This is a genomic window from Amycolatopsis thailandensis, assembly GCF_042723255.1.
Classification (GTDB): Bacteria; Actinomycetota; Actinomycetes; order Mycobacteriales; family Pseudonocardiaceae; genus Amycolatopsis; species Amycolatopsis thailandensis.
The window spans coordinates 1,186-12,166 of the sequence record NZ_JBHXJK010000196.1 but is presented as its reverse complement, the minus strand read 5'-3'; the positions used below and the strand labels follow the sequence as shown (position 1 = coordinate 12,166).

At 68.9% G+C, this 10,981-nt stretch carries 10 protein-coding genes; 6 read left to right on the top strand and 4 right to left on the bottom strand.

The window, feature by feature from the left end; genetic code table 11:
* Positions 1-71: 71 nt before the first annotated feature.
* Genes ACFWMR_RS40095 through ACFWMR_RS40085 form a run of 3 tightly spaced genes read left to right on the top strand, consistent with a single transcriptional unit; the run spans position 72 to position 2,478 of the window.
* Entirely contained in the window at positions 72-626 is a 555-nt protein-coding gene (locus ACFWMR_RS40095) for an NADPH-dependent FMN reductase (RefSeq protein WP_093931871.1), read from the top strand.
* Positions 627-649: 23 nt separating this feature from the next.
* Entirely contained in the window at positions 650-1,630 is a 981-nt protein-coding gene (locus tag ACFWMR_RS40090; RefSeq protein ID WP_093931872.1) for an ATP-binding cassette domain-containing protein, read from the top strand.
* The gene (locus ACFWMR_RS40085; protein WP_093931873.1) at positions 1,627-2,478 is read left to right on the top strand and encodes an ABC transporter permease; all 852 of its coding nucleotides are present in this window, start codon (positions 1,627-1,629) and stop codon (positions 2,476-2,478) included. The genes ACFWMR_RS40090 and ACFWMR_RS40085 overlap by 4 nt, the downstream gene beginning before the upstream one ends.
* 27 nt (positions 2,479-2,505) lie before the next feature.
* Here ACFWMR_RS40085 and ACFWMR_RS40080 read toward each other — a convergent pair whose 3' ends face one another.
* Complete coding sequence (locus ACFWMR_RS40080; RefSeq protein WP_378382171.1) at positions 2,506-5,631, bottom strand: ATP-binding protein; 3,126 nt, start codon at positions 5,629-5,631, stop codon at positions 2,506-2,508.
* A 256-nt stretch (positions 5,632-5,887) separates the two neighbouring features.
* On the opposite strand from ACFWMR_RS40080, the gene ACFWMR_RS40075 reads away from it, so the two are divergent.
* Positions 5,888-7,162 (top strand): cytochrome P450, encoded by a 1,275-nt coding sequence (locus ACFWMR_RS40075; RefSeq protein WP_167405949.1) that lies wholly within the window; start codon positions 5,888-5,890, stop codon positions 7,160-7,162.
* Positions 7,163-7,165: 3 nt separating this feature from the next.
* Here the strand turns inward: ACFWMR_RS40075 and ACFWMR_RS40070 are convergent, their stop codons facing one another.
* A complete protein-coding gene (locus ACFWMR_RS40070; protein ID WP_378382170.1) occupies positions 7,166-7,792 on the bottom strand; it encodes an alpha-ketoglutarate-dependent dioxygenase AlkB in 627 nt (208 codons plus the stop codon).
* Between the two features lie 99 nt (positions 7,793-7,891).
* Between ACFWMR_RS40070 and ACFWMR_RS40065 the strand changes: the two genes are divergently transcribed.
* Positions 7,892-8,671 (top strand): alpha/beta fold hydrolase, encoded by a 780-nt coding sequence (locus ACFWMR_RS40065; protein WP_378382169.1) that lies wholly within the window; start codon positions 7,892-7,894, stop codon positions 8,669-8,671.
* Here the strand turns inward: ACFWMR_RS40065 and ACFWMR_RS40060 are convergent.
* Positions 8,643-9,218, bottom strand: a complete 576-nt coding sequence (locus ACFWMR_RS40060) for a hypothetical protein (protein ID WP_378382168.1) — start codon at positions 9,216-9,218, stop codon at positions 8,643-8,645. The two genes, ACFWMR_RS40065 and ACFWMR_RS40060, sit on opposite strands and share 29 nt — an antisense overlap.
* 138 nt (positions 9,219-9,356) lie before the next feature.
* Here ACFWMR_RS40060 and ACFWMR_RS40055 point away from each other — a divergent pair, with 138 nt between their 5' ends.
* Positions 9,357-9,962: a hypothetical protein gene (locus ACFWMR_RS40055; RefSeq protein WP_378277463.1), complete on the top strand. Its 606-nt coding sequence runs from the start codon at positions 9,357-9,359 to the stop codon at positions 9,960-9,962.
* 7 nt (positions 9,963-9,969) lie between these two features.
* Here ACFWMR_RS40055 and ACFWMR_RS40050 read toward each other — a convergent pair whose 3' ends face one another.
* Positions 9,970-10,905 (bottom strand): RluA family pseudouridine synthase, encoded by a 936-nt coding sequence (locus ACFWMR_RS40050; protein ID WP_378382167.1) that lies wholly within the window; start codon positions 10,903-10,905, stop codon positions 9,970-9,972.
* Between the last annotated feature and the right edge of the window lie 76 nt (positions 10,906-10,981).

Genomic DNA, 10,981 nt, shown 5'->3' with positions numbered 1-10,981 from the left:
CGCTAGATCCGATCTAGCGAACGCCCGGCGGCTTTCTCGCGCCTGAAGGGTGAGGCGAGAGGAGGTCGGTCGTGAACGACAGTCCGCTGCGGGTCGCGGTGATCATCGGCAGTACCCGTGAAGGGCGGGTGGGGGACGCCGTCGGCAAGTGGTTCACCGGCCGCGCGGAAGGCCGGGACGACCTCGTCACCGAGGTGCTCGACCTGATCGACTTCGACCTGCCCGCCGCGCTGCCGGAGCAGCCGACCCCGGGAATGAAGCGGCTCACCGCGCGGATCGACGACGCGGAGGCCTACATCGTCGTCACTCCCGAGTACAACCGCAGTTTCCCGGCGTCGCTCAAGCAGGCGATCGACTGCGCCTACGACGAGTGGCGCGTGAAGCCGGTCGGCTTCGTCTCCTACGGCTACCGGTCACAGGGCCTTTACGCCGTCGAGCAGCTGCGCTCGGTCTTCACGGAGCTGCACACGGTGACCATGCGGGACACCGTGGCCTTCAACCTCCTCGACGGCACCCCTTTCGACACCGACGGCCAAGGACAGGCCGTCACCACCCTGCTCGACGAGCTCGTCTGGTGGGGCCTCGCCCTGCGCGCAGCGCGTGCCGCGCGTCCCTACGTCTGCTGAAAGTTTCTGAAAGGAAAAGGAAAATGAGTGAACTGGCCATCGAAGCCTCGGGGCTGGTCAAGGTGTTCGGGGAGAAGCGGGCGGTCGACGGGATCGACCTGAAGGTCCCGGCCGGCACCGTGTACGGCGTCCTGGGCCCGAACGGCGCCGGCAAGACCACCGCGGTGAAGATGCTCGCGACCCTGCTCCGCCCCAACGGCGGTGAGGCGCGCATCTTCGGCAAGGACGTCGTCCGCGAGGCCGACGCCGTCCGGTCCATGGTGAGCCTGACCGGGCAGTACGCCTCGGTCGACGAGGATCTGACCGGGACCGAGAACCTGGTGCTGATCGGCAGGCTGACCGGGCACCGCAAACCGGCCGCCCGCGCGCGGGCCGAGGAACTGCTGGGGGCGTTCGGCCTGACCGAGGCCGCGGGGCGGCAGGTGAAGAACTACTCCGGCGGGATGCGGCGGCGGATCGACATCGCCGCGAGCATCCTCAACACCCCGGACGTGCTCTTCCTCGACGAGCCGACGACCGGGCTCGACCCCCGCAGCCGCAACCAGGTCTGGGACATCGTCCGCGCGATCGTGCGGCACGGCACCACCGTCCTGCTGACCACGCAGTACCTCGACGAGGCCGACCAGCTGGCGTCACGGATCGCCGTCATCGACCACGGCAAGGTGATCGCCGAAGGCACCAAGGGGCAGCTGAAGGCGTCGGTCGGCGCGGGTGCCATCCACGTCCGGTTGCGCGAGGCCGATCAGCGGCCCGAGGCCGAAGCGCTGCTCGTCCGCAACCTGGAGGCGCAGGTGGTGCTCGAACCGGACCCGGTCTCGCTGACCGCACGGCTTTCGGGCGAGAGCAGCGAACAGGGTGCCGCCGAGCACGCCGCGCGCGCCCTGGCCGAACTCGCCCGCGCGGGCATCGTCGTCGACACCTTCTCCCTCGGCCAGCCGAGCCTCGACGAGGTTTTCCTGGCCCTCACCGACCGCACCGCCACGCCTGAGGAGAGTGCAGCTTGAGCACCACGGCAGTCAAAGAAAACGAACCCGTTCTCGCGGCACCGAAGGCGGAGGATCTCGCCGCCGTCCTGATCGCGAAGAACCGCCCTCAGCGCCCCAGCGCGCTGTCGGCATCGGTCACCTTCGGGTGGCGCGCGATGCTGAAGATCAAGCACGTGCCCGAGCAGCTGTTCGACGTCACGGCGTTCCCGATCATGATGACGCTGATGTTCACCTACCTCTTCGGCGGCGCGCTGTCCGGCTCGCCGACGCAGTACCTGCAGTTCGTGCTGCCGGGCATCATGGCGAGCAGCATCCTGATGATCACCATGTACACCGGGATTTCGGTCAACACCGACATCGAGAAGGGTGTCTTCGACCGGTTCCGCACGCTGCCGATCTGGCGGCCGTCGGCGATGGTCGGCTACCTGCTCGGCGACATGCTGCGCTACCTCATCGCGGCGCTGGTGATCCTCGGCGTCGGGCTGATCATGGGCTTCCGGCCCGGCGGCGGGGTCGGTGGCGTGGCCGCCGCGATCCTCCTGCTGCTGGCGTTCTCGTTCGCGTTCTCGTGGATCTGGACGATGTTCGGCCTGCTGCTGCGCAGCGAGAAGTCGGTGATGGGCGTCAGCATGATGGTGCTGTTCCCACTGACCTTCCTCAGCAACATCTACGTCAACCCGGAGACGATGCCGAGCTGGTTGCAGGCGTTCGTCGAGGTCAACCCGGTGACCCACGTGGTCGCGGCGGTCCGCTCGATGATGGACGGCAACTGGGACGGCGGCGAGATCACCTGGGTGCTGATCGCCGGCGCGGTCATCCTCGCGGTCTTCGGGACGCTGACGATGAGGCTCTACAACCGTAAATGAGCTGGGGGTGACAAGGTCCCTTGGTGGCTACAGCCGCCAAGGGACCTTGTCGTCCGGCGCGTAACGGCACGAAGACCCGGTGGTGACCGACGCGCGCAGGTGCGTGGCCAGTGCCGGGTGCTGCTCGTCGAGTTTGCGCAGGGTGTCCCGGATCCGGGCGGTCACCGTCTTGCGCGCGCGTTCGGCCTCGTCGCCGAGCCGCCGGGTGCGCCCGCCGAGCCCGGCGGCGGATCGCAGTTCCGCGAGCAGCGCGTCCCGTTCACGATCCAGCGCGGCGGCGCGGGTGTCCTGGCCCAGCGCGGTCGCGGAGTCGATCAGTTCGTCGAGTTCGTCCAGCCGCGCCCGGTAGCGGGCCTTCGCCTCGTCGTCGAGGACGGCGTCCCCGCCGAGGCTCTTGGCGGCGACGACCACCTCGCCGCCCTCGGGGTCGAGAAGCCGCACGGCCGTCACGTCCGAACCCGGCCTGCCGAGCAGGAAATGCAAGTCCCGCAAGCCTTTCGAATCCGGAAGGTGCGCGGTGACGCCGTCGAAGTGCAAGGTCCACACGGCATCGTCGCGGCGGAACTCGGCGGCGGGAACGGGCGGGGTCCGTACGCTTTTCCGGGTCTCTTCCACCCGCGCCACGACGTGATTCATGCCGATCGCACCCGCTTCTCTGTCCACTTCGGACAAGAGTGCCGCCGCTTCGGCCGGGTCTTCTTCGAGATTCCTGCCCAGCAAGGCTTTCGCCAGCCACGACTTCGCTTCGACCGCCCACGGCGTGGACTGCATCCGGTCGGCCGAAAGCGCCGCGTCCCGCAGCTTTCCGGCCGCCTCGTTCCACCGGTGCTGGGCCAGGTCGAGTCTGCCGAGCCACAGATCGACGGGGCCGGAGACCTCACAGCCGTAGAGCGAGACCACCCACTCGCCGCTGTGCGGCGCGAGCGTCGCGCGGGCCGCCTCGCAGCGGTCGGGATCTCCGGACAGCGCGGCCGCCTGCGCCTGGCAGCGCAGCCACAGCGGCTCCAGTTCGCGCGGGAACGGCCTCGCCTCGGCCGCGAGATCGGTGAGCCGCACGGCTTCCGCGACGTCCTCCCGTTGCGCGGCGGTGATCGCTTCCAGCAGCCTGCTGTAGCCGTAGCCGCTGTGCGCGATCTCCCGGTGCAATCCGACGAGGTCCTCGAAACGGCCTTGCAGACACCATCGCGCCCACCTCTGCAACTGGTGCAGATTGCCGAAGTAGGGATGCTCGCTGTCGCCTTCCACGTGCTCCAGCCGCTTCAGGAACGCCTCGGCCTCGGCGAACCGGCCCTGGAGGATGGCGATGATGTTCTGGTCGATCATCGAAGCCAGGTACGAACTCGGCACCAGGTTGGCGCTCGCCATCGCGAGGAAGTCCCGGTACTGCTCCAGATAACGCGGATCACCCTGCTCCAGCAACGCCACCCAGCGGAACGACGACGCGAAATGCTCCAGTTCCGAGTTCCCCGTGCGGCGGCCGACCGCGATCAGCTCCTCGGTGAGCCGTTGCCGTTCCGCGGCGGTACCAGGCCCCCAGATCGCGTCGTGCCGGGCCCACAGCCCGAACAACAGGGCGGAATCGTCGTGCACGTCGCGGGCGGTCATCATGATCCGCGCGGTCACTTCCTGGGTCATCCGGTCGACGGAGACGTCGTCGCCGGGTTTCCCGCCACAGAGCCGCTGGTACGCCTCGGTGAGCAGGGCGGTGGTCTCCTCGGCCCGCAGCCCTTTGTGATCGGCCCGGATCAGGGTCAGCGCGAGCCGGGCGAGCAGATCATCGTCGTCGAGTTCGCGGATGAGCGCCTTCGCACCGTCGAGAACCTCTTGCCCTTCTTCGGAACTCTGGTTCCGTGTGAGGTGGGCGCCCAGTTCGAGGGCGATCACCGCGCGGCGGCGGCGATCCACCACGACCTCCATCGCTCGCCGGTAATGAGTGGCCGATTCCTCGAGCGCCATGCGGCCGGTGGCGTCGATCGCGGCGGCGAGCAACAGGTCGACGGCCTCGCCCGGATCGAGTTCCCGGCCTGCGAGCAGTGCGTGGCGGGCCATGTCCGCGGGGAAGAGCCTGTCCGGTGACGCCGGGGCTTCACGAACCGTCGCGATCACCGCGGCGTGCTGTTTCCGCCTGTCCGCTTCGGACAGGCTCGCGTACAGCGTTTCGCGGACGAGGTCGTGCGCGAAGGCGAACCGGCCCTGCCCGTGCACCACGGCCAGCCGCGCCGCGACGGCCTGGTCGAGCAGCCTGTCGACCTGGGGCACCGGTGCCGACGCCACGCCCGCGAGCAGTCTCCGGTGGAACTCCCTGCCGAGTACCGACGCGGTGGTCAGCAGCTCGAGAACAGGTTGGGGGAGCAGGGAAAGCCGTCGTTGCAACGCGTCGGCCACCCCGGGCGCGATGGTCTCGGCGGAACCGCCGCTGTGCCAGAGCCGCGCTGTCTGCTCCACGAAGAACGGGTTGCCGCCGGTGCGGCGGTGGACCTCGGCGACCAGCGCGCTGTCCGGCTCCGCGCCCGCCGTCCTGGCCATGAGCGTGCCGACCTCTTCCGGTTCGAGCCCGGTGAGAGTGACCGAAGTGGCCTTCGCGAGCAACGGCAGCATGAGTGAGCGAAGCGGGTGATCGGTCGTCTCGACCTCGACGTCCCGATACGTGCCGATCAGCAACAGCCGTTCGAACCAGGTGTGCCGCGCGGCGAATTCGAGCAGCCGCAGCGACGCGGCGTCGGCCCAGTGCAGGTCGTCGAGCACCACCACGACCGGCTGGTCCTGGGACGCTGTCACCAGCACGCTCGTCACCGCGTCGTACAGGCGGAACCCGTCCGCCGCGCCGTCGCCGCGGGTCTCGCCGAGCAGGACGTCGAGCTCGCTGTCCGCCATCGCGGCCCAGCAGCCCTGCCCGACCGCGCGCCGCAACCCGCGCACCACCTGCGTCCACGGCCAATAGCCCGGTGCGCTCGACGAGTCCCAGCAAGACCCGTTGAGCACCAGGGCGCCGAGGCGCTTCGCCTCTTCGGCGGCGCCGGTGACCAGCGTGGTCTTGCCGATCCCGGCCTCGCCGGTGACCAGCACCAGCCCGCCGTGGCTTTCGGCGGCGCGGGCGATCTCCGCGCGGAGCACACCCGCGGGATGGTCTCGTCCGATGAGCGAGGGTGACATGTCCGAATCCTCCCAGGAAGGTCTGACAATCTCACGACACCGGCCGGATGTCAGGCGTTCTCTCCGGTCCGTCGTGACCGACCGTGACCGAGGTCTCCCGGCCACCGGGAACCGTCCGCGGCCCGAATCCGACTTTCTGGACGTGACGAATCGAGTGGGACGGCGGGTGAACAGCCGTCGAAATTCCTGCCCGGCCGGGCGAAGGCGGCCTGTTGTGCCAGGTCAGGTGGTCAGTGGCTGGAGTAGGGTGCGGAGTATGGGGAGCATTCGCTCGCGCGTGCTGGCGTGGATCGGCCGCCGCTACCTCGCGCGTCAGCAGAAAAACGGCTTCGACCTGGCCAAGATGTCGATCATCCCGGAAAACGCGCTGAGGCCGCTCAAACGCGACGGCCTCGACCCGGTGGCCGAGCTGGGCCGGATCCGCGCGGAAGAGCCGATCAGCAAGCTGGACCTGCCGTTCGGGATGAACGCCTGGCTGGTCACCGGTTACGACGAGGCCAAGGCCGTGCTCGGCAAGGTGACCGAGTTCAGCAGCGACTTCACGAACCTGGTCGGGAACGCGGGCGTGACCGAGGACCAGAACCCCGGCGGGCTCGGGTTCGCCGATCCGCCGGTGCACACCAGGCTGCGGCGGCTGCTCACGCCGGAGTTCACCATGCGGCGGCTGTCCCGGCTGGCGCCGCGGATCGACGAGATCGTCGCCGACCAGCTCGACGCGATGGAGAAGGCGGACGGGCCCGTCGACCTGTGGGAGGCCTTCGCCCTGCCGATCCCGTCGCTGACCATCTGCGAGCTGCTGGGCGTCCCGTACGAGGACCGTGACGATTTCCAGCGCCTGAGCACCGCGCGGTTCGATCTCTTCGGCGGCGCGGGCGCGTCACTCGGCGCGATGACGGAGTCACTGTCCTATCTGGACGACATCGTCAAGAAGCAGCGAGAGAACCCGGGCGACGGTCTTCTCGGCATGCTCATCAAGGAGCACGGCGACGAGATCGACGACCGCGAACTGGCGGGTCTCGCCGACGGTGTGCTCACCGGCGGGCTGGAGACCACGGCGAGCATGCTCGCCCTCGGCGCGCTCGTCCTGCTGAAAGACCGTTCGCTGTTCGACACCGTCCGCGGTGACGACGACGCTGTCCACAAGTTCGTCGAGGAACTGCTGCGGTACCTGACCGTCGTGCAGATGGCCTTCCCGCGTTTCGCCAAGGAAGACATGGAGGTCGCCGGCGTCCGGATCGCGAAGGGCGACATCGTCCTGTGCTCGCTCAGCGTCGCGAACCGCGACGGTGTCCTTGGCGAGGACATGGAGAAGTTCGACGCGACCCGCGAGCCGACTTCGCACCTCGCCTTCGGCTGGGGCATCCACCGGTGCATCGGCGCGGAACTGGCCAGGATGGAGCTGCGCACCGCGTATCCCGCGCTGGTGCGCAGGTTCCCGGAGATGCGGCTGGCGATCGAACCGGACGAGGTGGGCTTCCGGAAGGTCTCGATCGTCTACGGCGTCGACGCGCTGCCCGTGCTGCTGGACTGATGCTCAGGCGACTCCTCTCGGCCGGAACTGGACACTGATCCTCGGCCCGACGGGTTTGGCGGTCTTCGGGATGGCGTGTTCCCAGGTCCGCTGACAGCTGCCGCCCATGACGATGAGGTCGCCGTGGCCGAGGGCGTGCCGGACTGTCTCGCCGCCGCCGCGCGGGCGCAGCGCCAGTTGGCGGGCGGCGCCGACCGAGACGATCGCGACCATGGTGTCCTCGGTGCGCGAGCGGCCGGTGTCGTCGCCGTGCCAGGCGACGCTGTCACGCCCGTCCCGGTAGAAGCACAGACCGGAGGTCACGAACGGCTCGCCGAGCTCGTCCGCGTAGTGCGCCGAGAGTGTTTCCCGTGCCTCGGTGAGGAGCGGATGGGGGAGCGGCATGCCCTCGCGGTAGTAGCTCAGCAGCCGGGGCACGGCGACGACGCGGTCGTACATCTGCCGTCGTTCGGCGTGCCAGGGCACGTCTTCGGCGAGCCGGGTGAACAGTTCGTCGGCGCCCGCGAGCCAGCCGGGCAGCACGTCGATCCAGGCACCCCGGGTCAGCTCGGTGCGCCGCAATCCGCCGAGTGAGCCGAGCCCGAGGACGGCGCACTCGTCGAAGAGCGAGGCTTGAAGCGCGGGTGTCATGGCGACCGAACCTACCCCGGTTCCGCTCATTTGTCGAACGCGTGTTCGATCGGATAAATTGACCTGCGCCCGGCGGCGGCGCCGGGCACGATGGTCCGCATGATCGACACAGTCAGGTCCGCGGACGGAACGCCGATCGCGTTCGAACGACGCGGCGCGGGGCCGGTGGTGGTGCTCGTCGCGGGCGCCGGCAACGACCGGCACGGAGACGAACCGCTGGTCGCGGAATTCGTGGTCGAGTTCTCCGTGGTGACCTACGACCGCCGGGGCAGGGGCGACAGCGGGGACACCGCGCCGTACGCGGTCGAGCGCGAGATCGAGGACCTCGCCGCCGTCGTCGCCGCGTTCGACGAGCCGGTGATCGTGCACGGCATCTCCTCCGGCGGCACGCTGGCGCTCCTCGCCGCCGCGGCGGGAGTGCCGATGGCGCGGCTTTCGGTCTTCGAGTCGCCGTATCGCGGCGAAACCGAAGACGTCCCCGAGGGGTACGCGGACGAGATGCGCGACCTGGTCGCGGCCGATCGGTGGGACGACGCCGTCGCGCTGTTCACGATGTCCGCCGTCGGCACACCCGCGGAGGCCGTCGCCGCGGCCAAGGCGACGCCGATGTGGGCCGAGCTCCGGTCCTACGCGCCCACGCTCGTCTACGACGCCTTCGTGCTGGGCGACTCGAAGGTGCCGGCCGAGCTGGCGTCGATCGCGACGCCCGTCCTCGTCGTGAACAGCAACGGCAGCACGGACTGGCTGAAGGCCGCCGCTCTCGCCACCGCGAAAGCGATCCCGGGGGCGAGGCAGGTCGAACTCGACGGGGAGTTCCACAGTGTCCCGCCGGAGCGGCTCGTACCGGAACTCAGCGCGTTCTACCGGGATCCTCGGTGAGCCGGAGGTAGGCCGCGCCGCGTGGGGAGATCCGGTAGCCGACTTCGAGACTGAGCGTCAGGCCCAGGCCCTTGAGCTTCCGGATGTCGACCTTCAGCGGTTCCTTCTCGCGGCCGAGGAGGTCGGCGAGTTCCTGGGCCCGGCGACCGGGATTGTCGGCGATGAGCCGCAAGGTCTCGCGGGTCCACAAGCGGTATCTGTCCATCTTGGACAAACGTTTGCGGATGTCTTCGACGTCCTTTTCGGACAGTTCGGTATCCGCGCTGAGCGTCCGCCGAGGATCGGGTCCGAGATAGCGCAGGCGGACGCGGTACACCGGGGCGTCCGCGGGGCCGCGCAAGGTCCCGCGGACCGCGTCCGCCGAGTCCGCCCCGGAACGGCGGGCGTCGGCGTCGGTGATGGCGGCGGGGTCGACTATCTCGACCGAGTCGACCTCGATCACTCCGGCTTCCAAGCGCATGACGTCACCCGGGTGGACGTTCTGTTTCGACCAGCGCCGGAAGGTCAGGTCGATCGTCCCGGCCGCGAGTCCTTCGAGGACCGTCATGGAGAGGATCACCGTCGTTACCCAATCAGCGGGACGCCGGAGCGTCAACGTCTTGTCCGATGACGGTTCGTACTCGTACAGTCGCAGCCTGGTCCTGGTCTGGACCACCACCGCCGCCCTGAGTGTGCAGGAGGCAGGATGCGGAGACGACTTCGGACCGCCGGGGTGGTCGCGGCGGCCGTACTCGGCCTGGTGGCGGCGGCGATGCCGGCGAACGCCCAGGTCGGCACCGGGCCGTGGACGGCGGAGAACCCCTCGTTCAACGTCCAGGAACGCGGATGTGGCAACGTCGACGGGCTGAACTTCGAACTGACCTGTTCCACCGGGAGCGGGGACCAGCGGGCCGAACGACGCTACGTGACCTACACCGGCGGGACCCGGCAGTTCGAGGGCTCGTTCCGGATCACCAGCATGGCGGGCACCCGGATCAGCCTGAAGCAGACCTTCCGCGACGCCCCGACCGCCGGACCGTACTTCATGCTCGCGGTCGAACGCGGCGGACGGCTCTACGCCGTCCACGGCGGGGAGACGCTGGGAAGCGGGGCGACCGTCGGGACGTCGGTGCGGGTCAACACCGTGCACCAGGTCGGGAGCACGCACAAGGTGTACATCAACGGATCGCTGAAGCAGACGGTGAGCAGTAGCAGTGGCAGCTACTACGACAAGTTCGGCGCTTACCGGACGGCCAGCGGGGCCGGGCCGGTCAAGGTGACTTGGAGCGGGATCAAGTTCTGGCGGAAGTGAGCCGGTGTCACGGACCTCGGCGCCACGCGTCGAGGTCCGTCCACGCTTCGAGGGTCTGACCGCTTTCGAACCGGCGGCGTTCCCCGGTGACCGGATCGGTGAATTCGAGGACCTTCGCCAGCAGCTGCAAGGGTTCGGTGAAGTCGTCGAGCGGGGTCTCGGTCAGCTCCGGGTAGAAGTCGTCGCCGAGAATCGGCAACCCGAGGCCGCTCATGTGCAACCTGAGCTGATGGGTGCGGCCGGTCGCGGGAAGCAGGCGGTAGCGGCCGAGCCCGTCACGGTGCTCGATCAGCTCGACACGGGTTTCGGCGTTGGGCGGTCCGTCGACCTCATGGGCGGCGATGACCCCGCGTTCCTTGACGATGCGGCTGCTGATCTCGCGCGGCATCGCGATGTCAGGGTCGTACCGCGCGATCGCCTCGTATTCCTTGTGTACCAAGCGATCCCGGAACATCGTCTGGTACTTGCCGCGGACTTCGGGAGTGATCACGAACAGGATGAGCCCGGCGGTGACCCGGTCGAGCCGGTGGGCGGGGACGAGCGCCGGGAGGTCGAGTTCGCGGCGGAGACGGACCAGCGCGGTCTGCAGAATGTGCCGCCCGCGCGGGATCGTCGCGAGGAAATGCGGTTTGTCGGCGATCAGGAAATGCTCGTCGCGGTGCAGGACGGAGACCTCGAACGGGACCTCGACCTCATCGGGCAGATCGCGATGGAACCAGACGAACGAGTCCGGCACGAACGGAGAATCGACGCCCAGTGGCCCATCCAATCCGACGATGCGCTCCTCGCGGAGCATCTCCTCGATCCGCTCGGGCGCGACGCGGGGGAGCCGCTCGACGAGGTGCTCCCGCAACGTCGTCCAGGGCCCCTCGGTGGGCATCTTGAGCCTCGCGGGGTCGAGCCCGTGACGGGGCGGGAGCGGCGGGCGGAGCTTGCGTCTCATCACCCCGCACTTTAGCCGCGACCAGGTCGGACGGGTTGTCGCGCGTTGCGAAAGCCACGTTCGCAACCTTCAACGT

What these genes read in the sequence shown, in the direction of transcription:
- ACFWMR_RS40080 (WP_378382171.1), bottom strand. Translation starts at nt 5,631, where the DNA reads ATGTCACCCTCGCTCATCGGACGAGACCATCCCGCGGGTGTGCTCCGC.
- ACFWMR_RS40060 (WP_378382168.1), bottom strand. Translation starts at nt 9,218, where the DNA reads ATGACGGTCCTCGAAGGACTCGCGGCCGGGACGATCGACCTGACCTTC.
- ACFWMR_RS40050 (WP_378382167.1), bottom strand. Translation starts at nt 10,905, where the DNA reads ATGAGACGCAAGCTCCGCCCGCCGCTCCCGCCCCGTCACGGGCTCGAC.
- ACFWMR_RS40075 (WP_167405949.1), top strand. Translation starts at nt 5,888, where the DNA reads ATGGGGAGCATTCGCTCGCGCGTGCTGGCGTGGATCGGCCGCCGCTAC.
- ACFWMR_RS40055 (WP_378277463.1), top strand. Translation starts at nt 9,357, where the DNA reads ATGCGGAGACGACTTCGGACCGCCGGGGTGGTCGCGGCGGCCGTACTC.
- ACFWMR_RS40070 (WP_378382170.1), bottom strand. Translation starts at nt 7,792, where the DNA reads ATGACACCCGCGCTTCAAGCCTCGCTCTTCGACGAGTGCGCCGTCCTC.
- ACFWMR_RS40090 (WP_093931872.1), top strand. Translation starts at nt 650, where the DNA reads ATGAGTGAACTGGCCATCGAAGCCTCGGGGCTGGTCAAGGTGTTCGGG.
- ACFWMR_RS40065 (WP_378382169.1), top strand. Translation starts at nt 7,892, where the DNA reads ATGATCGACACAGTCAGGTCCGCGGACGGAACGCCGATCGCGTTCGAA.